A 24,843-nucleotide genomic window follows, 5' to 3' on the forward strand; every position below is an offset into this window, starting at 1 on the left:
GCTGCTGTTTCTTTTTTTTATCTGGTCGCGGCGGGTGGGGGGGGGGGCGCGGCCCCCCGCGCCCGGACTCCCCCCGGGGGGGGGGGGGGCCCCCCCCCCCCCCCCCCCCCCGACCGGCTCACGGTCAGCCGATGCTGCTGCCCGGGCCGATGACCTTGATGCGGTCCTGCGCCGGCGCCTGAAGCGGCGCGGCGGCCGAGCTGTTGGCACCGAGGTACGCGGCGAAGACGTCCAGGTCGGAGGCGCCGACGAGCTTGTCGGTGCCGGCCGCGAAGGCAGGGAAGCCGTCGCCGCCGCCGGCCAGGAACTCGTTGGCCGCGGCCCGGTACTTGGCGGCCGGGTCGATCGGCGCGCCGTTCAGCCGAACCGAGTCGACGACGAGCCGCTCGGCACCCTTGTTGCGCATGTCCAGGGTGTAGGTGAGGCCCTTGGAGGACTGCAGGATCTTCGGCGAGGCCTCGTTGGGACCGCTCACCTGCTGCTGGAGCAGCTGGATCAGCTGGGCGCCGGTCAGCGTCTTGACCTGCATCATGTTGGTGAACGGCTGGACGGTGAACGCCTCGCCGTAGGTCACCACCCCGTCGCCCTCGGCGCCGCTGGCCTTGAAGACCAGGTCTGAGCGGATACCGCCCGGGTTCATGAAGGCGATCTGCGCGCCGCCCTTGTCGGCGGGCGCGAGGCCGGCCAGCTGGGCGTCGGCGATCACGTCACCGAGCGGCTTCTCCGGGTCGCTGTTGCCGCGGCCGTTGATGTCCGAGGCGATGTAACCGATCGGGCGGTTGGCGATCGGCGCGGCCAGCTTGGAGTAGTGCGCGATCAGCTCCGTCATGTCCGGGGCCTTCGCGACCGTGCGGCGCACGATGTGGTTCTCGGCCTTGACCGACGGACGGACGATCGTGCCGGTGGTCTTGTCGAGCTTCAGGTCGATCTCGGTGTAGAGCCGGCCGAAGGAGGCCGCGCTGGTCACCGAACGCGGCACACCCTGCGGGTCCGGGATGGTACAGGCGTACGCGTTGTGGGTGTGACCGGTGACGATGGCGCCGACCGCCGGGTCGATGTTCTTGGCGATGTCGACGATCGGGCCGGAGATGCCCTGGCCGGCCGGGCCGCAGTCGTAGTTGTACGTGCTGCTGGCCGGGAGGCCGCCCTCGTGGATCAGCGCGACGATCGAGTTGACGCCCTTGGCCTTCAGCTCCGCGGCGTACTTGTTGATCGTGGCGACCTCGTTGCCGAACTTCAGGCCCTTGACGCCCTCGGCGGTGACGATGTTCGGCGTGCCCTCCAGGGTGACGCCGATGAAGCCGACCTTCACGCCCTGCGACTTGGTCACCCAGTACGGGGCCAGCAGCGGCTTGCCGGTCTTCTCGTCGGTGACGTTGGCCGACAGGTAGTTGAAGTTGGCGCCCTTGAACTTGCGCCCCTCCTCGTAGCAGCCGTCGACCGGGTGGCAGCCGCCGTCCTGGAGGCGGCGCAGCTCGGCGGCGCCCTCGTCGAACTCGTGGTTGCCGACCGAGGTGACGTCCAGGCCGAGCTTGTCCAGCGCCTCGATGGTGGGCTCGTCGTGGAAGAGCGCCGAGGTCAGCGGGGAGGCGCCGACCAGGTCGCCGGCGGCGACGGTGATCGAGTCGTCGGCCGGTATGCGCGCGTCGCGCAGCGCGGTGGCCAGGTACTCGACGCCGCCGGCCGGGGTGTTGACGGGCTGGCCGGTGGCCGGGTCGATCTCGCGGATGGTGCCGGACGAGCCGGCCGGGGCCTCCAGGTTGCCGTGCAGGTCGTTGATGGCCAGCAACTGGAGGTTGACGGTCTTGGGACGCTTGGCGTCCGCGGCCTGGGCCGCGGTGGGCACGGCCACCGTGCCCACCAGGCCGGCGGCGGCGATGACGGCCAGCGCCGCACGTCGGGATCTGACGGAGAGCATGAAGGGGTCCCCTGCACCTGAGAGAGAGCGCCCGGCTGTGGACGGGTCCGTAGGGGCGCTGAGTGTCGTTGCGCGAGTGCAGCCTAGAGTCAACGCGCGTAGCTGTCAGGACCCTGGACGTAACGACAGGGTTACCTACTGACGAATCGTCGCCGGACTTTCCCCGCCGGCACGCCCCCGGCGCACCCCGGCCGCCGCTCGCGGGGAGCGAGGCCGGGCGCCCGTCGGGGCCGCCGGCGAACCGGGCTCAGACGCCCGGTTCGGACGCCAACTGACGCTCTGCACGCACCCGTTCGGCGACGGCGTCCTCGGTCATCGCGCGGTCGGTGTAGACCAGTGGCCGCTCGGCCTCGGTGATGATGTGCTTCACCACCTGGACGTTCCCGTTGACGTCCCAGACCGCGATGCCCGGCGAAAGTGTGGGGATGATCTCCACCGCCCAGCGCGGCAGACCCAGCACCCGGCCGGTGGCCCGCGCCTCCTCCGCCTTCTGCATGTAGATCGTCCGGGTCGAGGCCATCTTCAGGATCGCCGAGGCCTCCTTGGCCGCCGCGCCGTCCACCACGTCCGACAGGTGGTGGACCACGGCGACGAACGACAGGCCCAGCCGGCGGCCGAACTTCAGCAGCCGCTGGAACAGCTGGGCCACGAACGGACTGTTGATGATGTGCCAGGCCTCCTCGACCAGGAAGATCCGCTTCTTCCGGTCCGGCCTGATCCAGGTGTGCTCCAGCCAGACCCCGACGATCGCCATCAGGATCGGCATCGCGATCGAGTTCCGGTCGATGTGCGAGAGATCGAAGACGATCAGCGGCGCGTCCAGGTCGATGCCGTCGGTGGTCGACCCGTCGAACATGCCCCTCAGGTCACCGTCGACCAGCCGGTCCAGCACCAGCGCCACGTCCAGACCCCACGACTGCACCTCGTCCACCGCCACGCCCAGCGACTCCACCGAGGCCAGTGCCGGATTGCGCAGGGTGTCGATGATGTCGTCCAGCACCGGCTGCCGGTCCAGGACGTTGGCCGCCACGTGCGCGTGCGCGGCCTTCAGCGCGAAGCCGGCCCGCTCCTCCAGACCCCGCCCCATCGCCACCTCGACGATGGTGCGCAGCAGCGACAGCTGCCCGGTCTGGGTGATCGCCGGGTCCAGCGGGTTGAGCTTCACCCCGCCGTCCCGGGCCGCCATCGGGTCCAGCCGGATCGACTTTATGCCGAGCGCGTTGGCGATCAGGTTCCACTCGCCGACCCCGTCCTCGCCCTGCGCGTCCAGCACCACCACCTGCCGGTCCCGGAAGCGCAGCTGGCGCAGCACGTAGGTCTTCTCCAGCGCCGACTTGCCGTTCCCGGACTCGCCGAGCACCAGCCAGTGCGGCGCCGGCAGCTGCTGCCCGTACAGCTGGAACGGGTCGTAGACGTACCCCTTGCCGCTGTACACCTCGCGCCCGATGATCACGCCCGAGTCGCCGAGTCCGGGCGCGGCGGTCGGCAGGTAGACCGCCTGCGCCTGCCCGGTGGAGGTGCGCACGGGCAGGCGCGTGGTCTCCACCTTGCCGTACATCAGGCTGGTGAACGCGTCGGTGAGGTTACCGATCGCCATGCGGGGCCTCCAGGTGGATCAGCGGCGGATGCCGGTGGCGAACGGCAGGGTGTTGACGAACGCGCGGTGGTGCTCGCGGTCGCACCACTCCAGCTTGAGGTAGCTCTTGCCGGCCGAGGCGCGGATGGTCCGCTTGTCCCGGGCCAGCGCCTCCGGATTGCGCGAGGAGACCGTGATGTAGCCGACCAGGTTCACCCCGGCCGCACCGGACGCGAGGTCGTCGCCGCGCTGGTCCACCCGGCCCGTGTGGGCGAGGTCGCGCGGGTCGACCGTGCGGTTCATCTTGGCGGCGCGGCTGGCCTCCGCCTCGTCGTTGGTCTTCTCGGTGAGCATCCGCTCGATCGCGACGTCGGTGGGCTCCAGGTCCATCGTCACCGCGACCGTCCGGATCACGTCCGGGGTGTGCACCAGCAGCGGCGCCAGGAAGTTGACGCCCACCGGGGTCAGCGGCCACTCCTTGACCCACGCCGTCGCGTGGCACCAGGGCTCCCGGGTCACCGACTCGCGGGTCTTCGCCTGCAGGTACTGCTGGTGCGTGGCGTCCAGCTCGGCCGGCCAGGCGTTCCGCTTCGACATCGCCTGGATGTGGTCGATCGGGTGGTCCGGGTCGTACATCGAGTGCAGCAGCGAGGAGAGCCGCGCCTGGCCCAGCGGCTGCCGCACCCGGATGTCCGCCTCCGCCAGCCGCGCACAGATGTCGGTCAGCTCGCGGGCCATCACCGCCGCCAGCCCCTCGTCGTCCCGGGTCCGCCGCCCGTTCGCGGTCCGGCCCATCGCGTGCGCCTCGGCCGCCAGGTCACGGGTGTAGTGCATGCAGGCCACCAGGTACGCCCGGTGCTGCTCGGAGGAGGTCGACACCATCGACTGCAACTGGTCGTACGACTCCATCAGCCAGCGCGGCGAGTCCGGGTCCCCGCGCCGCTCCACGTCCTTGGCGTGCGCGTCCGGGTCGGCCGGCAGCGTCCGGGCGAGGATCTGCAGCCGGGTCACGAAGCCGTCCCCGTTGGCGACGTGCTTCAGCAGCGTCCCGAACCGGTCGACCAGCGCCTCCTGGTCCTCCGAGTCCCGCAGGCCGACGCCCGGGCCCTCGATCTCGATCGCCGCCGTCACCGTGCGCCGCTCCAGGTGCATCAGCACCCCGACCTCGTCCGGCCCGAACGGCGCCGCCAGCCAGCGCAGCCGTCCGACTCCCGGCGGCGGGCCGATCTCCACCTCGCGGCCGTCCAGCCGCGTCCCCGCGTCCATCGCGTCCGACTTCCACACACCCCGCCCGCTGCGGACCGTCCGGCGGTAGGTGCGGTTGATCTCCACCCACTTGTAGAACGTCCGGCGCCGGTACGGCACGTACACCGCCGCGATCGCCAGCAGGGGCAGGCCGACCAGGCCCCCGATCCGCAACGGCAGGATCGGCATCATCAGGCCCCAGACCATGCCGAGGAAGGCGCCGAAGATGATCAGCACGATCTCGCCGGACTCCCTGTTCCGGCCGATCGGCGCGTTGGGGCGGGCCTTGCCGATCAGATAGGTACGACGCTGGTGCACGTACGACTGGGCGTACTGGGCCCCGTACTGGCCGAGCGGTTCGCTGCTCACTTACCCGTCACCCTCCCTTCGCTGGATTGCTGTCGCGGAGCGGACCCGAGGCCTGGGCCGGCGGCCCGGCCTGTTGCGGTGGCGCGGGCGTCCGCGACGCGTGGGCGGCGATGCCCGGTGCGACCGAACCGCCACCGGCACCCCCACCCCCGCCGCCAGGCTGCCCGCCGCGGTCGCCGTGGGTGGTGATGCCCTGCTTCATCAGGTTCGCGGTCCCGTTGATCATCGCCGACCCGGCCGACACCGCACTGGCCCGGGCCTGGCGCATGTTCACCATCTCGTCGCCGAAGCCCGGTACGAACCGGTACACGGCGGCGCTCGCGAAGATCGACAGGAAGAGGATCGCCAGACCCGACAGCACCCGGGCGAAGTCGTCGTCCGCACCCGCCCCGGCCGCCACCGCACCGGCCAGCCCGAGGATGATCACGATGATCGGCTTCGCCAGGTCCACCGCCACCATCAGCCCCGCCCAGCGGCGCACGTGCTTCCACAGCTGCTTGTCCACCAGGCCCGCGTACACCGCCGTCCCCAGCAGCGCGCCCACGTACAGCATCGCCGCCCGGATCAGCAGCTCGATCCAGAGCACCGCCGCCGCCAGTACGGCCACCAGTGAGACGATGATCAGGATCAGCGGCCCGCCGCCCATGTCACCCTTCTCCAGGGTGTCCGCGAACCCGCCCAGGTACGTCCCGGTGTCCGACTTCGTCCCCACCGCGACCGCCTTGGTCAACCCGTCGGTCGCACTCACCACGGTGTACAGGATCAGCGGCGTGAACGCCGAGGCCACCACCGTCAGCCAGAGGAACCCGATCGCCTCCGACACCGCCGTCGCCAGCGGCGCTCCACGCACCGCCCGCTTGGTCACCGCCAGCAGCCACAGCACCAGCGTGATGATCGTCGACGCGGCGAACACCACCGCGTACTGCTGCAGGAACGACGCGTTGGTGAAGTCCACCTCCGTCGTCCCGTCGATCGCCCCCGACAGCTTCCGCACCACCCACGCCGCCGCCTGCGCACACCCCTTCGCCAACGACCCCAGCGGATCGGTCACACTCCCCACCGTCCCACTCCCGGGAAGCGAGGCCCCACCACCGGGTTTGTCCACGCAGAGAATGCCGTTGCCCGAGATCGGCAGATCGGGGCAATTCGCGTTGGGCGCGCCAGTCGGTGACGGGTTGGACGTCGGTGTCGTCGACGAGGACGGCGAAGGCTCGGCGAAGGCCCGCTGCGCCGCGAGCAGCGCCGTGAGCTGGACGGCCGCTACAGCGGCTGCCACGGTTCCCGCCCGGCGGGCGGGGGCTCGGCCGCCGGGCGCGGCTACGGAACCCCGGCGCGCGCTACGAAGGCTCGGTGTGTGGTCAACGGGCATAGCGGAAACCCCCGAACTGCTGGACGGCGCCGGTGATCTCCTCGGCGGTGGCGGCCTGCTGGTCGCCGGGCATGGGGGCGGGGCCCTGCCGGCTGGCGTAGTCGGTGAGCTTCCAGTCGCTGCCCGTCCAGCGGAGGGTGAAAGTGAGCGTGAACCAGTTCGCCACGACCGGCAGGACCGATCGTTCGCCGGCCAGGCCGGTGAGGCCGGTGCACCAGACCTCGACCTTGGTCTCCGTTTCGCTGTAGCCGACCGACTTGGTACCGACCGGCACGGTACGGCTGACGAAGGTGAGCCCCTTGGGTGCGCGGCCCTGGGCGTCCAGTCCGTAGCGGGTCACGGTGTCACCGCCGAACCCCTGGTCCAGGCGGGCCTGGAGGGTCGGGGTGGCGGTGGGGTCGGCGATGGTGGCGACGATGGTGTGGCGGCTGTCGGTGCGGAACATGTCGGCGGAGCCGATGGCCACCGCGTAGTTGGCCGCGGCCGACTGGGCGCCCTGGTCGGTGTGCGGGAAGCCTGCGGCGATGCCGTTGGCGGTGGTGGCGACGGGCTGGTCGCCGCTGGGCGCGGGGCCCGCGCCGGTGGTGGCGGTCGAGGTGGCCCGGTCGGCGGAGCCGCCCGCGGGGGTGCCGGACGGGTCGGGTTTGCCCCGGTTGGCGATGGAGATCGCGACCACCAGGAGCGTGACGACCACCAGGACCGTCAGCAGCGTGCGCAGCGGCCTGGGTTGACGGGCGGCCGCCAGGGAGGAGGGCTGTTCACCGACCGGCAGCCGCGTGCGAGTGTGCGGCTGGTCGTCGGACAACGGCACGGCGGCCCTCCTGGTGCGGGGAGCCGGGGCGGCTCCGGGGGCCCCTCCGCCCGGGGGCGGGCGCGGAGGGAGAGGTGGTGGGGCGGGATTCCCGGGGGGACTCCGGCGGATCCCGGTCGACCGGACGGCCGTCCGGTCGGACGGTCGACCGTGCCGGGTGGTCGGTCGGCCCGGCGACGGGCGGTTCCCCGTCTCCCCGCACCGTCACCACCCGATCTGTCCGATCGTCAGATGGCCATGCCGTACACAATGGTGAACAGAGTGCCGAGTGATCCAATGATGAACACGCCGGTCAGCCCGGCGATGATCAGTCCCTTGCCCTGTTCGGCGCCGAAGCTGTCACGCATCGCGGTGGCGCCGATCCGCTGTTTGGCCGCACCCCAGACGGCGAGGCCGAGGCAGGCGAGGATCGCGACGGCCATGACGACCTGGACCATCACCCGGGCCTCGGACCCGAGGCTCGCGAACGGGCCCCAGTCCGGGGCGATCCCACCGATGATGGTGTCGATATTCGGCTTCTTGGGAGGGTCCTCGGCCAAGTGGCCGATCGCGATGCTGTTCACGCTGCTCAGGTCCATTTCCATCTCACCGCCCGATCAGGCAAATTCAAGGGCCCAGACCCCGCCCGCGCGAAGGGTCAGTACCTATTCTTGGCCAGATCTGATGTCGACTTGGCTACTTCTCGCAGATTGGTCGTGAGGCATCGGACACGTACGCGAGGATGTCCACCGTACGAAGGATAGCGCTCACTCTTTGTATCTCTGATGATTGCGGTGAGCAACGCCTTCCGGGACACTTCGACTGACGATTCGTCGGGATGGTGCTGATGGTACTCCGGAAGGCCGGTACGGCCGCCGCCGCTGCGGGAGTTGTCCTGATCGGCTTCGTCGGGCTGGTGACCGTCGGGACGTTTGCGGCGAGTGGGACACCACAACAGTCGGGCAATCGCGCCGGCCTCTCCCCGGGAACCGTTCCGGCGGCGTACCAGGGGCCGATCCAGCAGTGGGGACAGCTCTGCCCCGACCTCTCACCGCCGTTGCTCGCGGCACAGCTCTACCAGGAAAGCGGTTTCAACCCACGGGCCCGTTCCTACGTGGGGGCACAGGGATTGGCACAGTTCATGCCTGACACCTGGTCGGCCTACGGAACGGACGGTAACAACGACGGCCGGAAGGACCCCTGGGACCCGCTGGACGCGATCGCCTCGGCGGCCACCTTCGACTGCGCGCTGGCCGCCTACGTCGCGAAGGTCCCGGGTGACCGCCAGTCCAACATGCTGGCCGCCTACAACGCCGGTCCGGGCGCGGTGACGAAGTACCAGGGCGTTCCGCCGTACAAGGAGACCCAGGGCTACGTGCGGAACATCCTGGCGACGGCCGGAAGCTTCGCCGCACCGGTCGCACCGGTGGAGGTCTCCTCGCAGTCGGCGGCCGCGATCTACTTCGCGCAGACCAAGCTCGGCACCCCCTACCAGTGGGGCGGTGAGGGGCTGCCCTCGCAGAACGGGCGGTTCGACTGCTCGGGGCTGACCCAGGCCGCGTACGCCAGCGTGGGGATCAAGCTCCCCCGGGTCGCCAACGACCAGTGGTACGCCGGGCCGCACCCCTCCCGCGACCAGTTGCGCCCGGGGGACCTGGTGTTCTGGGCGACCGACCTCGGCGATCCGCGCAGCATCCACCACGTCGGCATCTACGTGGGCGGGGGCTACATGATCAACGCGCCGCACACGAACGCGGTGATCCGCTACGACAAGATCGACACCCGCGAGTACATCGGGGCGACCCGCGTCGCGTCGGACGCCGCCCAGGCGCTGCCGATGCGCGACGCGGAGGGCACCGTGATCGCCCCGAGCCGTCCCGGCGACCCGGCGGCCCCGGCCGCGCCCGCCCCGAACCCGACGACCCCCGCCCCGAACCCGGCCGGGACCCCCGCTCCGGCGGCGGCCAGGACCCCGCTCACCACCGGCCCCGTCACGGCAGGTGCAGGTCAAAGGCCCGCAAAGAGCTGACCCCGCCCGCCCGCGCGGTGTGAGTGCACTGTGGACGCTGAGTCAAGTTTCCATAACCGCGCGTTTCCGTGGAACGCTGTGCACCGGTTATGACGTTGTGTCGGATGGTCCCGCGTCAGCCCGCCTGACCTGGGCGGCGCTGCGCGGACCACGGCCGGAACGATCAGGTGCTGCGGACCAGAAGGAGGTGCGGCGTGTCGACGCCGCTTGCCGACACGACCAACCCCGACCTCGGCCTGCTCTACGCCGTCAACGGCCTGGCCAGGCGTTCCCCGGCCTGGCTGGACCACGCGGTGTCCTGGATCGGTGAGTACGGCATCCTGCTCGGCCTCGCCCTGCTCGGTCTGACCGGCTGGCTCCGGGCCAGACGCCGTCCGGACGCCCCGGTGGCCGTCGCCGGGCTGCTCTGGGCCCCGCTCGCGGTCGCCATCGCCGAGGTGGCCAACCTGCCGATCTCGGCCATCGTGGACCGTCCGCGGCCCTTCGTCGACCATGCCGGCCTGGACGTGCTGGTGGAGGGCAAGGAGGGCACGTACTCCTTCGTCAGCGACCACTCCACGATGTCGATGGGCATCGCGGTGGCGCTGTTCCTCGTGAACCGGCGGCTCGGCTGGATCGCCGGCGGGCTGGCCCTGCTGCAGGGCTTCTGCCGGATGTACATGGGCGTCCACTACCCCACCGACGTGATCGGCGGCTTCGCGCTCGCGACGGCGGTGGTCCTGCTGCTGGCGCCGATCGCGATGGCCGTGCTCGTCCCGTTCTGCCATGCGATCGGCCGGACCGCTCTCGCCCCGCTGATCCGCGCCCCGCAGGGCGGTGGCCGACGACCGGGCGGGCGCCGGCGCGGCGGCGGCCCGCGGGGTTCCGTCCGGGCCGACGAACAGCCGCCGGAGTCCGATCTGGCGGCCTGAGCCGCCACGGGCCCTCCCCCGCGCACCGCAGCGCCCCCGAAGCCTCGTCGGGCGGAGCGCGGAGGGGCCCCGGACCCCTCCGGCCTATCCGTCCTCCTCGCCGCTGGCGGCGAGGTGGTCGGCGGCCTCCCGCCGGGTGAGGTCGCGCGAGCGGCGGGCCGGGGAGAACCAGCCGCAGACGCAGGTCGCGAAGCAGAAGGAACCGTGTTCGCTGATCGCGACACGGTGCTCGGGCATCCGGGTGGTGCCGGGTTTGGCCGGCAGCTCACTGTGCACGTGCTTCACCGTAACGCTCCAGAGCCCCAGACCGCGACGCCCGGGAGGTATCCGGCGCTCCGGCGTGCGACATCCGGCGCGCGCCGGTTCCCGCGTAACCCTTCTCACGTCAACTCGTTTGCCCGGAAAGAGCTCTGCCCATCCACTGGTGGCCGGCGGGGCAGTCGGGCCCGAGGGGGTTGTCGCGAGGATGAAGATGACCGACCAACAGCGCAGTGGCCGGCGGACCGGCCGGTCCGGGCCGCGGCTGCGGCCGGCGGCGGGGGCCGCGTTGCTCGCCGCCGTCCTGACCGGACTGAGCGGCTGCTCGGACGGCGCCGGCGACGCTTCCGCCGACCAGCAGGCGAGCAGCAGCCCGGACCGGCTCGCCGCCGACCCGCTGACGGCTGTCCGCAACGCCGCCGACATCACGGGCCGGACCGGCTCCGCGCACGCGGCCACCGAGCTGGTGACCGAGTCCGCCGACAAGAAGGCCGTCTTCACCGGCACCGGCGGCTACGACTACGTGAAGCGGATCGGCCGGCTGGAGGTTCAGGTGCCGCCGGGCGCGGCGACCACCGGCAAGATCGTCGAGGTGCTCCTGCCGGGCACCGTCTACCTGCAGAACAGCGGCGCCAAGGTGCCCGAGGGCAAGTGGGTCAAGCTCGACGTCCGCCAGCTCCCGGACGGGAACCTGGTCAGCGGCGGCGCGACCGACCCGGCCTCCGCGGCGGGCGCGCTGCGCGGCGCCCAGCAGGCGGAACTGGTCGGCACCGAGACGGTCGGCGGGGCGGCCCTGAAGCACTACCGCGGCACCCTGGACCTCACCAAGGCGGCGGACGCCACCGGCGGACGGGGCGGGGACGGGCTGCGGATGGCGGCGCAGACCTTCACGGTCAAGGAGGTCCCGTACGACGCCTGGCTGGACGAGCAGGGCCGGCTCCACAAGGTGGTCGAGGTCTTCACCTTCGCCGGGGTGGCCGGCTCGAAGGAGGCGAAGGACCAGGTGAAGGTGGTCTCGACCACCTCGCTGACGGACTTCGGCAAGCCGGTGGAGGCCGCGGAGCCGCCGGCCTCCGACATCTACGCGATGAAGCCCACCGAGAGCCCGAAGTAGGGCCCGGTGGCCCGGCCGCGTCCCGGCCCACAGCCCGGCGGCCGGGCGGCGCGACGGCGCGGCGCGGAGAAGGAGGCCGGAGGAGGGGACCCGGCGCGGGGGCCGGGAGCGGGGCGAAAGGGGACACCGTCGGACCGGGTGGGCCCGGGATACCTGCCGGGCCACCCGTTTCGGCGGCTCCGAGATGGCCCGTCCGTGCCATGTGGGCGGGCTCCGGAGTGCCTAGGCTGGACGCCGGGTGGCTGCCGCCCGGGCTGGCGAGGCGCTGAAGGGGTGGTGCAGGTGATGTCGTCCACGGGCAGCCGCAGCGGCGGCCACGACGACGCGGCCCTCGACGAGATCGAGCTGGCCGGGGAGCTGATGATCGCGGCCACGGCCAGCAGCGGCGACCGTCTGCCGACCGAACGGATCGACGAGGTCCTGCTCGACCGGCCCGACGGCGGTTCGGTCACCGGGCCCGTGCGGAACGGCCTGGAGCTCGACGACTGAGGCCGGGAGCGACCGGCCGGGGACCATGAGCCGGGACGGCCGGAAGTGGCCCACCGGGACCAGGACGGCCGGAAGCAGGACGGCCCGAAGCAGGACGGCAAGGGAACGGGGCGGCCGTCGGTCGGACGGCCGGGGCGTACCCCGGCCGCGCGTTCAGCTGCGCAGGAGGCGGGCGATGGCCGCGGTGGCCTCGGCGACCTTGGCGTCCAGCTCGGTGCCGCCCTCCTCGGCGGCAGCGGCGACGCAGTGCCGCAGGTGCTCCTCCAGCAACGAGAGCGCGAAGGACTGGAGGGCCTTGGTGCTGGCCGAGACCTGGGTGAGCACGTCGATGCAGTAGACGTCCTCGTCGACCATGCGCTGCAGGCCGCGGATCTGGCCCTCGATCCGGCGCAGCCGCTTGAGGTGGGCGTCCTTCCGGGCGGTGTACCCGTGCGGCCCCCCGTGGGCACCGTGGTGTCCGACGGCGTCGGCGGTGGCCGCGGCGCCGGCAGGCTCGGTGGCGACGGCGGTGACGGCGGCCGACGTGGTCGCGTCCGGCGCGGTCTGCTCGCCATGCGCCTCCGCCCCGGCCGCCGGCGCCGGCTCCGGCTCGGTGCGCGCTTGCGTGGTGGTCATCGGCCCGCCTTCGTCTGAGTGCCTGGGTGGCTGCGTCGGCATCCAGTGTCCAACACCGGGGCCGGTCGTGGTGTTCCTCCGTACCGGTCGGCCGGTACGGAGGAGCGGTTCGCGGCGGGGGCGGGGCGCGGACGGGGCGCGCGCCCGGGCGCGGGCGCGGTTCCCCCGTCCGGGGAACACCCCGGTCTTCCCGGCGCACGGCAGGGGCGATCCGGGCGAGGTTCCGTCAGACTGGGGGCTCACGCCCACACCTGGGATGCAGGCCGGGCCCACGGCTGCGGCAGCCGAACGGAAGGGGAAGTTCCGGCTCCTCTTCGACCACCCCGTTTGCGCAATTGCGCTTGGTTGCACCTAGCATCGTTCAGTCCCCTACCCCGCACATCGGAGATTTCCGTGCGTTTTAGCCTGACCCCGAAGGAGACGAGCTTCTACGACATGTTCACCGCTGCCGCGGAGAACCTGGTCGTCGGTTCGAAGCTCCTGCTGGAACTGCTGGGATCAGACGTGTCGGCCCGCGCGGAGATCGTCGAGCGCATGCGCGCCGCCGAGCACGCCGGAGACGACACCACCCATGCGGTCTTCCACCAGCTGAACTCGTCCTTCATCACGCCCTTCGACCGCGAGGACATCTACAACCTCGCCTCGTCGCTGGACGACATCATGGACTTCATGGAGGAGGCCGTCGACCTGGTCGTCCTCTATGACATCCAGACCCTCCCCAAGGGCATCGAGCAGCAGATCGAGGTGCTGGCCCGGGCTGCCGAGCTCACCTGCGAGGCGATGCCGAACCTGCGCAGCATGTCCAACCTGACCGAGTACTGGATCGAGGTCAACCGGCTGGAGAACCAGGCCGACCAGATCCACCGCAAGCTGCTCGCCCACCTGTTCTCGGGCCAGTACGACGCCATCGAGGTGCTCAAGCTCAAGCAGGTCGTGGACGTCCTCGAACAGGCCGCGGACGCCTTCGAGCACGTCGCCAACACGGTGGAGACCATCGCGGTCAAGGAGTCCTGACCCTCGTGGACACCGCAGCACTCATCGCCGTCATCGGCGTTGCGTTCTTCTTCACCTACACCAACGGCTTCCACGACTCGGCGAACGCGATCGCCACCTCGGTCTCCACCCGGGCGCTCACCCCCCGGGCCGCGCTCGCGATGGCCGCGGTGATGAACCTGGCGGGCGCCTTCCTGGGCAGCGGGGTGGCGCACACCGTCTCCCAGGGCATCATCGAGACCCCGACCGGCAACCAGGGGATGGCGATCCTGTTCGCCGCGCTGGTCGGAGCGATCGCCTGGAACCTCGTCACCTGGTACTTCGGTCTGCCGTCCTCCTCCTCGCACGCGCTGTTCGGCGGCATGGTGGGTGCGGCGCTGGCCGGCGGTACCGAGGTGATCTGGAACGGGGTCATCGACAAGATCATCATTCCGATGATCGTCTCGCCGGTGGTCGGCCTGGTCGGCGGCTTCCTGGTGATGCTGGCGATCCTCTGGATCTTCCGGCGGGCCAACCCGCACCGGGCCAAGCGCAACTTCCGGGTCGCACAGACCGCGTCGGCCGCCGCCATGGCCCTCGCGCACGGCCTGCAGGACGCCCAGAAGACGATGGGCATCGTGGTCATGGCCCTCACCATCTCGGGCCACGAGTCCGAGGGCGACCCGATCCCGGTCTGGGTGAAGATCTCCTGCGCCACCATGCTCTCGCTCGGCACCTACGCGGGCGGCTGGCGGATCATGCGGACCCTCGGCCGGAAGATCATCGAGCTGGATCCGCCGCAGGGCTTCGCGGCCGAGGCCACCGCCTCGACCGTCATGTACATCACGTCGTTCGTCTTCAAGGCGCCGATCTCCACCACCCACGTGATCACCTCGGCGATCATGGGCGCGGGGGCCACCAAGCGGATCCGCGCGGTGCGCTGGGGCGTCGCCAAGAACATCGTCCTCGGCTGGTTCATCACGATGCCGGCGGCCGCCCTCGTCGCGGCGCTGGTGTACTGGTTCGTCCACCTGTTCTGGGGCTGACGGGCCGGCGCCCCGAACCCTGCGGACGTGACAGGGCCCGCCCCCACATCTCGGGGGCGGGCCCTTTTCCATGCTCCGCGGCGGCACCGCCATGCAGCACCGCGAAGCAGCTCTGGTCCGTCGGCCGTCTCCGGGCGTTGCCGGCCCGGAGACCGGAGACCGGCCACCGGGGACCGGAGGCCGGAGACCGGCTGCGACGGGGTGCTGCGGTCTAGCCGAAGCGGCCCGAGATGTAGTCCTCGGTCGCCTGCACGGACGGGTTGGAGAAGATCCGCTGCGTGTCGTCGAGCTCGATCAGCTTGCCCGGCTGGCCGACGCCGGCCAGGTTGAAGAAGGCGGTGCGGTCGCTGACGCGGGCCGCCTGCTGCATGTTGTGCGTCACGATGACGATGGTGAACTGCTCCTTCAGCTCGCCGATCAGGTCCTCGATGGCGAGGGTGGAGATCGGGTCGAGGGCGGAGCAGGGCTCGTCCATCAGCAGGACCTGGGGCTCGACCGCGATGGCGCGGGCGATGCAGAGGCGCTGCTGCTGGCCGCCGGAGAGGCCGGCACCCGGCTTGTTCAGGCGGTCCTTGACCTCGTTCCAGAGGTTGGCGCCCTTGAGGGACTTCTCCACGACACCGTCGAGGACGGACTTCTTGCGAACACCCGCGAGCTTCATCCCGGCGACCACGTTGTCGTAGATCGACATGGTCGGGAACGGGTTCGGGCGCTGGAAGACCATGCCGACCGCGCGGCGGACGGCGACCGGGTCGACGGTCGACCCGTACAGGTTCTCGTCGTCGAGGAGGACCTTGCCCTCGACCCGGGCGTTGGGGATCACCTCGTGCATCCGGTTGAGGGTCCGCAGGAAGGTCGACTTGCCGCAGCCCGAGGGGCCGATGAAGGCCGTCACCGAGCGGGGCTCGATGCTCATCGAGATGTCCTCGATGGCCTTGGTGCTGCCGTAGAAGGCGGACAGTCCGCTGACGTCGATGCGCTTGGCCATGTTCTTTCGTCTTCTTTCAGCCCGCGGCCGGGGGCCGCTCGTAGATGCCGGTCGTACGTCAGTCGGTCAGTGTCCGCCCTTGGGCGAGCGCCAGCGTGCGATGCCCCGGGCGATGAGGTTGAGCGCCATCACGAAGGCGATCAGCACGAGCGCGGCACCCCAGGCCCGCGCGTAGCCGAAGTCGTTGTTCACCATGGCGTACTGCTGCCAGATGTACATCGGCAGCGACTGCTGCGGTCCGTCGAACGGATTGGTGTTGATGATGTCCCCGCCGAAGACCAGCATCATCACCGGCGCGGTCTCACCCGTGATGCGGGCGACCGCGAGCATCACACCGGTGGTGATTCCGCCGATGGCGGTGGGGAGGACGATCCGCAGGATGGTCTTCCACTTCGGCACACCGAGTGCGTACGACGCCTCGCGCAGCTCGTTCGGGACGAGCTTGAGCATCTCCTCGGTGGAGCGGACCACGACCGGCATCATCAGGATGGCCAGCGCGAGGCTGCCCGAGAAGCCGGAGTAGCTGAAGCCGAGGGCGATGTTCCACAGGGACAGGATGAACAGACCGGCGACGATCGACGGGACACCCGTCATGACGTCGACGAAGAAGGTGACCGCCTTGGCGAGCGTGCCCCGGCCGTACTCGACCAGGTAGACCGCGGTGAGCAGCCCGATCGGCGCCGCCATCAGGGTGGCCAGCAGCACCTGCTGCATGGTGCCGATCAGCGCGTGGTAGATGCCACCGCCGGGGCCCGAGTACCGCACCCCCTTCATGGAGTGCGTCAGGAAGTAGCTGTCCACCACCTCGGCGCCCTGCTGGACGGTGTAGGTGACGAGCGCGAGCAGCGGGATGACGGCCAGGATGAAGGCCACCCAGACCAGCGAGGTAGCGAACCGGTCCTTGGCCTGCCGGCGGCCCTCGACCTGGGCCGCGAGCCCGTAGCTGATGCCCAGGAAGAGGATCGCGGAGATCAGGCCCCACTGGAGCTTGCTCTCCAGGCCGCCGACCAGGCCGATGCCGCAGCCGAGGGCGATCGAGCCGGCGGCGATGGCGGCCGGGGCCCACTTGGGGAGCCGGTTGGCGGTCAGCGGGCGGTCGACCGGGCGGGCGTCCGCCGGAACGGACGTGGTCGCGGCGCTCATGCGTTGGCCCCCGAGTACTCCTTGCGGCGGGCGACGATCAGCCGCGCGGCACCGTTCACCAGCAGGGTGATCACGAACAGGACGAGACCGGAGGCCATCAGCGCGTCCCGGCCGAAGGGCTGGGCCTCGCTGAACTTCAGCGCGATGTTCTGCGCGAAGGTACCGCCACCCGGGTCGAGCAGGTGCAGCGAGAGGGAGTTGTTGGCGGAGAGCACGACGGCGACGGCGATGGTCTCGCCGAGCGCACGGCCGAGGCCGAGCATCGAGGCCGAGATGATGCCGGGGCGGCCGAAGGGCAGCACCGAGGTCCGAATCATCTCCCAGCGGGTCGCGCCGAGCGCGAGCGCCGCTTCCTCGTGCATCCGCGGCACCTGCCGGAAGACCTCGCGGCTGACCGCGGTGATGATCGGCAGGATCATGATGGCCAGCAGGATGCCGACGGTGAACAGGGTGCGCGGGGCGGTGCCGACCTTGGACTGGTCGAAGATGTACGTCCAGCCGAGGTACTCGTCCAGCCAGCTGGTCAGCCCGTACAGGTGCGGCACCAGGAAGAGCGCGCCCCAGAGGCCGTAGATGATGCTGGGCACGGCCGCCAGCAGGTCCACCAGGTAGGCGAACGGCTGGGCGATCCGGCGCGGGGCGTAGTGCGAGATGAACAGCGCGATCCCGATGGCCACCGGGACGGCGATCGCCATCGCGATCGCCGCGCTGACGATGGTGCCGAACGCGAGGACGGCGATGCCGAAGACCGGCTTCGGGGCGTCCGGCGTCCACTCGAAGGTGGTGAGGAAGTTGCCCTCGTTCTTGGTCAGCGCGATACCCGCGCGCCAGGTCAGGAAGCCTGCGATGGCGGCCATGATGACCAGCAGCAGGATGCCCGACCCGCGGGACAGGTTCATGAAGATCTTGTCGCCGACCCGGCTGTCACGCTTGCGGCGTTCCCTGCCTCGCGGGGCGGCAGGGGTGTTTGAAGTCATTGGTCTACTCCGGTCTGGTGGTGCTGCCCCGAGGGGGCGGCACCCTGGCGGCGGTGCCCCGGACGTGCTTCTAGGTCAATGCGTCCGGTGGAGCGGCCCCGGCCCCCCTCGTCCACGGGGCCGCTCCATCGGAGGTCCTGCTGAGGTCAGGCCAGCGTCGGGATGATCGCGTTGGCCTTGTCCGTCAGCTCCTTCGGCAGCGGGACGTAGCCCGCCTCGCCGACGGCCTTCTGCCCGGCGTCGCTGGCCGCGTAGGTCAGGAACGCCTTCAGGGCGTCGAGGCTCTCGGCCTTGTTGCCCTTGTCGCAGACGATCTCGTAGGTGACCAGGACCAGCGGGTAGGCACCCTCGTCCTTGGTGCCGTAGTCGAGGGTCAGCGCCAGGTCGCTGCCGGTGCCCGCGATCTTCGCCTTGGCGAAGGTGGTGGCGGCGTTGGCGGCGGTGGCCTCGACCGGCTTGGAGGCGCCGGTGTTGATGGCGGCGCTCTTCAGGTTGTTGGACTGGGCGTAGGACAGCTCGGCGTAGCTGATCGAGTTCTTGACCTGCTTCACCTGGGCCGCGACACCGGCGGAGCCGTTCGCGCCCTGCCCGCCCTTGCCGGCCCACGCCTTGGCGGCCGGGTAGGCCCAGGCGCCGTTGGAGACCTTGGCGAAGTACTTGGTCAGGTTCTCGTTGGTGCCGGAGTCGTCCGTACGGTGGACGGCCTGGATGTCGGCGTCGGGCAGCTTGGCGCCCGGGTTGAGCGCCGCGATCGCCGGGTCGTTCCACTTGGTGATCTGCGAGTCGAAGATCTTGGCGGTGGTCGGACCGTCGAGGACCAGGTTGTCCACGCCGTCCACGTTGTAGACGATCGAGATCAGGCCGGCGACGAGCGGCAGGTTGATGCCCTGGCCACCGGTGCAGATCGCCTTGGTGGCGTCGACCTCGGCCGGCTTCAGCGGCGAGTCGGAACCGGCGAACTGGACCTTGCCCTGGGTGAACTGCTGGACACCGGCGCCCGAGCCGCCGCCGCCGTAGTTGACCGAGGACTCCTTGCAGGCAGCGGCGAAGTTCGTCTTCCAGACGTCGATCGCGTTGCCCTGCGCGGTGGAGCCGGCGGCCAGCAGCGCGGCCGGCTTGGGGCCGCACTCGATCTTGGCGGCCGGGGCGGCGGAGCCGCTGCCCGAGGCGCCGGTGGTGGTGGTGTTCTCGTCCGAACCGCAGGCGGCGAGCGACAGCGAGCTGACGAGCGCCATGGCACCGATCGCGAGGGCCTTGGAGCGGCCGTTCCGCTGGAGCTTCACAGGGTGTCCCTTTCTGTGGCATTGCCCTGCGCGCGGGCCGTGCACGACACGGCGGAGCGCGGGTTCTGCTGTGGTCCGGGGCCTGTTCGGCCCTCCGGTGACACCGAAGTTAAGCCGGGTAGGTGACGCGTCAGCCGGTCGTAAGTGAACGGAGAGTGAACCTCGAACGGATGGCAGGAAACTACGTCAGGTAGTAACGGTTGCGTCACGACCCGGGCGCGGCGAGATCACTTCCACCGTTCCTTCACGACTCCGCGGACGCCGACCGGACCGGCCGCGCCCCGAGCAGCTCCAGCAGCGCGTCGACCAGCCGGCGGTCCCGCTCGTGGGTCAACCGGGCCCGGGCCTTCCCGGCCGGCAGCCACTCCAGCCGGTCCACCTCCCGGTTCGGCCGGAACTCCCCCGCCCCCGGCACCGCGGCCCAGTACCGGACCTCCTTGGGACGGCCCTGCGCCAGGTAGTGCTGGGCCGGCAGCTCCTCCCCCAGCACGCAGGTGAACCCGGTTTCCTCCCACACCTCGCGCAGCGCGGCCTCGACCACGCTCTCGCCCCGGTCCAGCTTCCCCTTGGGCAGGCTCCAGTCGTCGTACTTGGGCCGGTGGATCACCGCGATCCGGGGCCGCCCCAGGCGACCGCTCCTCTTCACCCGTCCCGGCAGCCAGAGCACGGCCCCGGCCGCCAGCACCACCGGTCCCCGGCCGGGGACCGCCGACCGTCTCCCCACCTCAGGCCGTCCGGGATTCCGCCGCCGTCCCCCAGCCGTCGGCCGGCGGCAGCTCCAGCCAGGCCTCCGGACCGGGCGGCAGCTCCGGCCAGCGGCGCCCGAAGGCGTACCGGGCCGCCTCCACCTCCAGCCGCTGGTCGGCGTGGACCACGCCCAGCACGTACGCCGTCGCCGGGGTGATCCGCGGCGTGCGCGCCGCCGTCGCCGCCGTCACCGCCGCGTCCGAGGCCTCCTGGTGCCGCGCCAGCACCCCGTCCAGCTCGTCCAGCACCGTCGACGGCCGCCCGCACACCTCCAGCGCGTACCTGGCCCGCTTCACCAGGACCCGCGCCCGGTGCCACGGCGCGTCGTCCGCCGCCAGCGCCGCGTCCGCGTCCAGCGCGCCCCGGGCCTTCGGCGCCTCCTGCCCCTGGGCCGGCACGGTGTGCGCCACGGCCGCCAGCCGGCGCAGTCCGTCCCCTCCGTACGGCGTGGCCGCACGCTGCAGGGGCAGCTGCTGGACGCTTACCGCCAGCGCGGTGAGCGCGGCCCCCGCCTGCGGCAGCAGCACCGCGCCCGCCCGGCCCCCGGCCTGCTCCGCCAGCGGCGCATCCGCCACCAGCAGCGTCATCCGGTCCGCCAGCGCGTGCAGCCGCGCCGACCGCAGCTCCTGCAGCACCGTCGAGTGCGCCCTGGTCCGTGCCAGGGTCAGCTGCCGGTCCAGCAGCGCCCGGGCCTTCGGCGCCCCCACGTGGCCGGCCAGCATCCCCGGACCGTCCGCCTCGCTGCCGTTCAGCCCGTCCAGCGCACCCAGCAGCCGGGACGCCCGCCGCACGTACCCCGGCTCCAGCGCCAGCAGGTTGAGCAGCCAGCGCAGATCGGTCCGGGACTCCTGCGTCCAGCCCGGTTCGAGGACCGCGCCGAAGGTGTGCAGCAGCCCGTTGATCCGCCGCACCGCCCGCAGCAGGTCGTCCGTCCCCCCGGACGGGACGACGGACGCCCCCGGTCTGGCGCCGACCTCGCCCACGGCCAGCGGCAGCGCGCGCAGGAACGCACCCGCCAGGGCGGTGAGATGGCTGGAGAGGATGTCCCCGGCGGTCGCGGTGGAGGCCGCCTGGGCCGTCATCGGCGCATCGGTCATGACTAGGTAGATCCCCGTTCCCCCGGGGCCGTCCCCGGGGCTGGTGGCCGACCGCTCAGCGGCTCCCTACCGCTCAGCGGCTCGCGTCAGTGGATCGCGCGGTCGCGTCGTCGCGTCTCGCGTCAGCGGGGTCGTGGCGGCGACCGGCCCTCACCGGGCGGTGACGGCCCGGCGACGCTGACGCGAGTCGATGAGCAGGTCCTGGACGTGCCGCAGTTGCTTGCCCTCGGCGTCCTGCGCGTGCCGGGTCCACGATCCGTCCGCCCCGAGGTGCCAGGACTCCGTCTCGTCCGACATGCCGAGCTCGATCAGCCCCGACAGTTCCGCCCGGTGCGCCGGGTCGGTGATCCGCAGCAGCGCCTCGATCCGGCGGTCCAGGTTGCGGTGCATCATGTCGGCGCTGCCGATCCACACCTCCGGATCGCCGTTGTTGCCGAAGACGAACACCCGCGAGTGCTCCAGGAAGCGCCCCAGGATGCTGCGCACCCGGATGTTCTCGCTCAGCCCCGGCACCCCCGGCCGGATCGCGCAGATCCCGCGCACCCAGACGTCCACCGGCACCCCGGCCTGCGAGGCCCGGTACAGCGCGTCGATCACGGCCTCGTCGACGATCGAGTTGACCTTGATCTTCACGTGCGCCGGACGGCCGGCCCGGTGGTTGGCGATCTCGTTGTGGATCCGCGAGACCAGACCGTCCCGCAGACCGCGCGGCGCGGTCAGCAGCCGACGGTACGACTCGCGGCGCGAGTATCCGGAGAGCCGGTTGAAGAGGTCCGAGAGGTCCGCGCCGACCTGCGGGTCCGAGGTCAGCAGACCGAGGTCCTCGTACAGCCGGGCCGTCTTCGGGTGGTAGTTGCCGGTGCCGACGTGGGAGTAACGGCGCAGGGTGTCGCCCTCCTGCCGGACCACCAGCGACAGCTTGCAGTGCGTCTTCAGCCCGACCAGGCCGTAGACCACGTGGCAGCCGGACTCCTCCAGCTTGCGGGCCCACTTGATGTTGGCCTGCTCGTCGAAGCGTGCCTTGATCTCGACCAGGACCAGCACCTGCTTGCCGGACTCCGCCGCGTCGATCAGCGCGTCGACGATCGGCGAGTCACCGGAGGTCCGGTACAGCGTCTGCTTGATCGCCAGCACGTCGGGATCGGCCGCGGCCTGCTCCAGGAAGGCCTGGACCGAGGTGGAGAAGCTGTCGTACGGGTGGTGCAGCAGCACGTCCCGTTCCCGCATCGCCATGAAGATGTCCGGCTGCGAGGCCGACTCCACGTCCGTCAGTCCGCGGGCGGTGCCCGCCACGAACTTCGGGTACCTCAGCTCCGGCCGGTCCAGTTCCGCGATGCCGAACAGACCGGTCAGGTCGAGCGGACCGGGCAGCGGGAAGACCTCCGCCTCGGTGATGTTCAGCTCCCGCACCAGCAGGTCCAGGATGTAGGGGTCGATCGACTCCTCGACCTCCAGCCGCACCGGCGGGCCGAACCGCCGCCGCATGAGCTCCTTCTCCAGAGCCTTGAGGATGTTCTCGGTGTCGTCCTCCTCGACCTCGAGGTCCTCGTTGCGGGTCACCCGGAAGGCGTGGTGCGCGAGCACCTCCATGCCGGGGAAGAGCTCCTCCAGGTGCGCCCCCATGACGTCCTCCAGCGGCACGTACCGCTGCGGGGAGGCCTCCAGGAAGCGGGCCAGCGACTGCGGCACCTTCACCCGGGCGAAGTGCTTGTGCCCGGAGACCGGGTTGCGCACGACGACCGCCAGGTTCAGGGACAGCCCCGATATGTACGGGAAGGGATGTGCCGGGTCCACCGCCAACGGGGTGAGAACCGGGAAGATCTTCTGCCGGAACAGCGAGTGCAGCCGCGCCTGCTCCTTCTCGGCGAGCTCGGACCAGCGGACCACCTCGATCCCCTCGGCGGCGAGGTCCGGCAGCACCTCCTGCTGGAACGCGGCGGCGTGCCGCGCCATGAGCTCGCGCGAACGGGTCCAGATCAGGTCCAGCACCTCGCGCGGCTGAAGGCCCGAGGCGCTGCGCTGGGCCACTCCCGTGGCGATCCGGCGCTTGAGGCCGGCCACCCGGACCATGAAGAACTCGTCCAGGTTGCTGGCGAAGATCGCCAGGAACTTGGCCCGTTCCAGCAGGGGGATCCCTGGGTCCTCGGCCAGTTCCAGTACGCGCTCGTTGAACGCGAGCCAACTGCGCTCGCGGTCCAGGAAGCGGCCCTGCGGCAGCTCCTCGAAGTCCTGCTCGTCCGCGGCCGGCAGCTCGGGCGGAATGCCGAGCGCACTGGACAACCGGGCGGGCGGGGACAGCGGGGCAGAGACGGGGCGGGGGATGCTCATGGGCTCCAGCTCCTCCAGCAGGACGGCGTCCGGACGCGAATTGCTCTGCGGGCCGTCGTCCTCGCCCAGCGCCAACGCCCACCCACCCGGCGCGGTCGTCACAGGACCGGCCAGCGGGTGTCGGCCGATGCTGCACGAGCGAGACACTACGGACTTCATCCTGTGATCTTCGCGGCATTAATTGAATCCACGGTAAACACCGCATGGCCAGGAGGAAAGCTGAGGCGGTCGGGGCCGGGGTGTAGGCGCACTACCGTTGCCTCGGCCCCACCTTCTCCGCTATCCGTCCGCCGGGCCGCGTGATGCCTCCGGGTCGCCTCGGTGGGGCCGTCCGACGGGGACCCCGGGGCCTCCCTCCTCGTGCTTCCGGCGGGGACCCTTCCTGCTCCCGGGGCCTCGGTCGGCGCTCCTGGGCCTCAGCTGCGGCTTCGGCTGTCGGAGTACCGGGCCCGGTACATCAGGTCGATCTCGTGAATCGTGAATCCCAGTCGTTCATATACCCGCACAGCGGCCGGATTGTCGGCGTCGACGTACAGCAATACGGTTTCCAGCCCGCGTTCGCCGGCCGCGGTGCCCGTCAGGTGGCGCAGGCCGGCGGCGGTGAGGGCCCTGCCGAGCCCGCTGCCCTGCTCCGCCGGGTCGACCCCGACGACGTACACCTCGCCCAGGGCGGGCCCGGCCTCGGTCGCCGGGTGCACCTTGGTCCAGTGGAAGCCCACCACCCGGCCGTCCCGGGTGGCGAGGAAGAAGCCGGCCGGGTCGAACCACGGCTCGGCCAGCCGGTCTGCCAGGTCCCGCTCGGTCCACGCGCCCTGCTCGGGGTGGTGGGAGAAGGCGAGGGCGTTGAGGCGGAGCCATTCGGCGTCGTCCTCGCCGGGGCGGAAGGTCCTCAGCTCGACCCCGTCGGGCAGGGCCACCGCCTCGGTCTGCGGTCCGGTCCGGCGCATCTGCCGCAGCTCCCGGACCAGCTCGGCCCCGTACTGCCCGGCCAGGTGCCTGGCGGCCGGATGCCCGCCGTGCACCCAGAAGTCCACGGACTCCCGGCCGGCCCGGTGGGCCCGGGAGAGGACGGCGTCCACCAGCGGGCGTCCCAGACCGCGGCCGCGCGAGACCGGGGCGACGACGAGCTCGGCGGAGGGATTGGCGCCGGTCCCCTCCGGTACCTCCAACTGGCCGTAGCCGACGACGCTCTCGGTCTCGGTCTCGGTCTCGACGAAGTGGATCACCCCTGGCCGGGCCGTCTCCGACGAGCGCAGACGCAGCCGACCCTGCTCCGAGACCGCCGCGCGGCCGTCCACCGCCTGCGCGTCCTCCAGGACGCGTAGGGCGCCGTCACGTTGCTCCGGCCGCAGCACCTCGGTCGCAACGACTGCGGCGCCGTCCGCCGCAGGTCCGGTGGCAGGTCCGGTCACAGAGCCAGTTGTGTCGCCCGTTGTCGGCGTTCCGTCGTCCATGCCCTGACGATACGTCAACGGGAATCGGGGGGAAACGCAAAGAACCCCCGTCCGTATCCCGGACGGGGGTTCTTCACAATGATTGTTCGGCGGCGTCCTACTCTCCCACAGGGTCCCCCCTGCAG

General features: G+C 71.2%; 22 protein-coding genes. 6 read left to right on the forward strand and 16 right to left on the reverse strand.

Translation table 11 applies throughout. The features are described from left to right. Nucleotides 1–124 precede the first annotated feature (124 nt). From ACFWIC_RS38655 to ACFWIC_RS38680, 6 genes are all read right to left on the reverse strand, one after another. Complete coding sequence (locus tag ACFWIC_RS38655) at nucleotides 125–1,918, reverse strand: bifunctional metallophosphatase/5'-nucleotidase (RefSeq protein ID WP_329950628.1); 1,794 nt, start codon at nucleotides 1,916–1,918, stop codon at nucleotides 125–127. Nucleotides 1,919–2,165: 247 nt separating this feature from the next. Next, nucleotides 2,166–3,515, reverse strand: coding sequence for an ATP-binding protein (locus ACFWIC_RS38660; RefSeq protein ID WP_329884002.1), 1,350 nt, complete (start codon nucleotides 3,513–3,515; stop codon nucleotides 2,166–2,168). A gap of 18 nt (nucleotides 3,516–3,533) precedes the next feature. Next, nucleotides 3,534–5,108 (reverse strand): SCO6880 family protein, encoded by a 1,575-nt coding sequence (locus ACFWIC_RS38665; protein ID WP_329884003.1) that lies wholly within the window; start codon nucleotides 5,106–5,108, stop codon nucleotides 3,534–3,536. A gap of 7 nt (nucleotides 5,109–5,115) precedes the next feature. Next, the gene (locus ACFWIC_RS38670) at nucleotides 5,116–6,159 is read right to left on the reverse strand and encodes a hypothetical protein (protein ID WP_380521747.1); all 1,044 of its coding nucleotides are present in this window, start codon (nucleotides 6,157–6,159) and stop codon (nucleotides 5,116–5,118) included. 307 nt (nucleotides 6,160–6,466) lie between these two features. Then, the gene (locus ACFWIC_RS38675) at nucleotides 6,467–7,288 is read right to left on the reverse strand and encodes a hypothetical protein (protein WP_329950631.1); all 822 of its coding nucleotides are present in this window, start codon (nucleotides 7,286–7,288) and stop codon (nucleotides 6,467–6,469) included. Nucleotides 7,289–7,515: 227 nt separating this feature from the next. Continuing rightward, nucleotides 7,516–7,866, reverse strand: coding sequence for a hypothetical protein (locus tag ACFWIC_RS38680; protein WP_329884006.1), 351 nt, complete (start codon nucleotides 7,864–7,866; stop codon nucleotides 7,516–7,518). A 248-nt stretch (nucleotides 7,867–8,114) separates the two neighbouring features. On the opposite strand from ACFWIC_RS38680, the gene ACFWIC_RS38685 reads away from it, so the two are divergent. Then, nucleotides 8,115–9,296, forward strand: a complete 1,182-nt coding sequence (locus ACFWIC_RS38685; RefSeq protein ID WP_380521755.1) for an NlpC/P60 family protein — start codon at nucleotides 8,115–8,117, stop codon at nucleotides 9,294–9,296. A 194-nt stretch (nucleotides 9,297–9,490) separates the two neighbouring features. Next, complete coding sequence (locus ACFWIC_RS38690) at nucleotides 9,491–10,207, forward strand: phosphatase PAP2 family protein (RefSeq protein ID WP_380361076.1); 717 nt, start codon at nucleotides 9,491–9,493, stop codon at nucleotides 10,205–10,207. An 84-nt stretch (nucleotides 10,208–10,291) separates the two neighbouring features. On the opposite strand, the gene ACFWIC_RS38695 is transcribed toward ACFWIC_RS38690, so the two are convergent. Continuing rightward, on the reverse strand, nucleotides 10,292–10,483 hold the full coding sequence (locus tag ACFWIC_RS38695) for a hypothetical protein (RefSeq protein ID WP_329950633.1): 192 nt from the start codon (nucleotides 10,481–10,483) through the stop codon (nucleotides 10,292–10,294). Nucleotides 10,484–10,679: 196 nt separating this feature from the next. Here ACFWIC_RS38695 and ACFWIC_RS38700 point away from each other — a divergent pair, with 196 nt between their 5' ends. Both ACFWIC_RS38700 and ACFWIC_RS38705 read left to right on the forward strand, forming a co-directional pair. Further along, the gene (locus tag ACFWIC_RS38700) at nucleotides 10,680–11,579 is read left to right on the forward strand and encodes a hypothetical protein (RefSeq protein ID WP_329950634.1); all 900 of its coding nucleotides are present in this window, start codon (nucleotides 10,680–10,682) and stop codon (nucleotides 11,577–11,579) included. Nucleotides 11,580–11,864: 285 nt separating this feature from the next. Continuing rightward, a complete protein-coding gene (locus ACFWIC_RS38705; RefSeq protein ID WP_380521757.1) occupies nucleotides 11,865–12,068 on the forward strand; it encodes a hypothetical protein in 204 nt (67 codons plus the stop codon). 153 nt (nucleotides 12,069–12,221) lie between these two features. Here the strand turns inward: ACFWIC_RS38705 and ACFWIC_RS38710 are convergent, their stop codons facing one another. After that, nucleotides 12,222–12,683, reverse strand: a complete 462-nt coding sequence (locus ACFWIC_RS38710; RefSeq protein WP_380361079.1) for a metal-sensitive transcriptional regulator — start codon at nucleotides 12,681–12,683, stop codon at nucleotides 12,222–12,224. A 393-nt stretch (nucleotides 12,684–13,076) separates the two neighbouring features. Between ACFWIC_RS38710 and ACFWIC_RS38715 the strand changes: the two genes are divergently transcribed. Together ACFWIC_RS38715 and ACFWIC_RS38720 are read left to right on the forward strand one after the other, a co-directional pair. Continuing rightward, on the forward strand, nucleotides 13,077–13,697 hold the full coding sequence (locus ACFWIC_RS38715; RefSeq protein WP_329884012.1) for a DUF47 family protein: 621 nt from the start codon (nucleotides 13,077–13,079) through the stop codon (nucleotides 13,695–13,697). A gap of 5 nt (nucleotides 13,698–13,702) precedes the next feature. Next, nucleotides 13,703–14,701 carry an inorganic phosphate transporter gene (locus ACFWIC_RS38720; RefSeq protein ID WP_329884013.1) on the forward strand — a complete coding sequence of 333 codons (999 nt, stop codon included), beginning with the start codon at nucleotides 13,703–13,705 and terminating at the stop codon, nucleotides 14,699–14,701. Between the two features lie 211 nt (nucleotides 14,702–14,912). Here the strand turns inward: ACFWIC_RS38720 and pstB are convergent, their stop codons facing one another. The 8 genes from pstB to mshD all read right to left on the reverse strand — a co-directional run bounded on the left by pstB (nucleotide 14,913) and on the right by mshD (nucleotide 24,676). Next, nucleotides 14,913–15,689: a phosphate ABC transporter ATP-binding protein PstB gene (gene pstB / locus ACFWIC_RS38725; RefSeq protein WP_329884014.1), complete on the reverse strand. Its 777-nt coding sequence runs from the start codon at nucleotides 15,687–15,689 to the stop codon at nucleotides 14,913–14,915. A gap of 66 nt (nucleotides 15,690–15,755) precedes the next feature. Continuing rightward, nucleotides 15,756–16,832: a phosphate ABC transporter permease PstA gene (gene pstA, locus ACFWIC_RS38730; RefSeq protein WP_329950636.1), complete on the reverse strand. Its 1,077-nt coding sequence runs from the start codon at nucleotides 16,830–16,832 to the stop codon at nucleotides 15,756–15,758. After that, entirely contained in the window at nucleotides 16,829–17,809 is a 981-nt protein-coding gene (gene pstC, locus ACFWIC_RS38735) for a phosphate ABC transporter permease subunit PstC (protein ID WP_329884017.1), read from the reverse strand. Before pstC ends, pstA begins: the two co-directional genes overlap by 4 nt. A 146-nt stretch (nucleotides 17,810–17,955) precedes the next feature. After that, a complete protein-coding gene (gene pstS, locus ACFWIC_RS38740) occupies nucleotides 17,956–19,092 on the reverse strand; it encodes a phosphate ABC transporter substrate-binding protein PstS (protein ID WP_329950637.1) in 1,137 nt (378 codons plus the stop codon). A gap of 244 nt (nucleotides 19,093–19,336) precedes the next feature. Continuing rightward, a complete protein-coding gene (locus tag ACFWIC_RS38745; RefSeq protein WP_380521751.1) occupies nucleotides 19,337–19,816 on the reverse strand; it encodes an NUDIX hydrolase in 480 nt (159 codons plus the stop codon). 1 nt (nucleotide 19,817) lies between these two features. Further along, complete coding sequence (locus ACFWIC_RS38750; protein WP_329884019.1) at nucleotides 19,818–20,936, reverse strand: CHAD domain-containing protein; 1,119 nt, start codon at nucleotides 20,934–20,936, stop codon at nucleotides 19,818–19,820. 150 nt (nucleotides 20,937–21,086) lie between these two features. After that, a complete protein-coding gene (locus ACFWIC_RS38755) occupies nucleotides 21,087–23,264 on the reverse strand; it encodes an RNA degradosome polyphosphate kinase (protein WP_329884030.1) in 2,178 nt (725 codons plus the stop codon). A 416-nt stretch (nucleotides 23,265–23,680) separates the two neighbouring features. Further along, nucleotides 23,681–24,676, reverse strand: coding sequence for a mycothiol synthase (gene mshD / locus ACFWIC_RS38760; RefSeq protein WP_380521753.1), 996 nt, complete (start codon nucleotides 24,674–24,676; stop codon nucleotides 23,681–23,683). Nucleotides 24,677–24,843: the final 167 nt, after the last annotated feature.

The organism is Kitasatospora sp. NPDC127035 (assembly GCF_042726075.1).
Taxonomy (GTDB): Bacteria; Actinomycetota; Actinomycetes; order Streptomycetales; family Streptomycetaceae; genus Kitasatospora.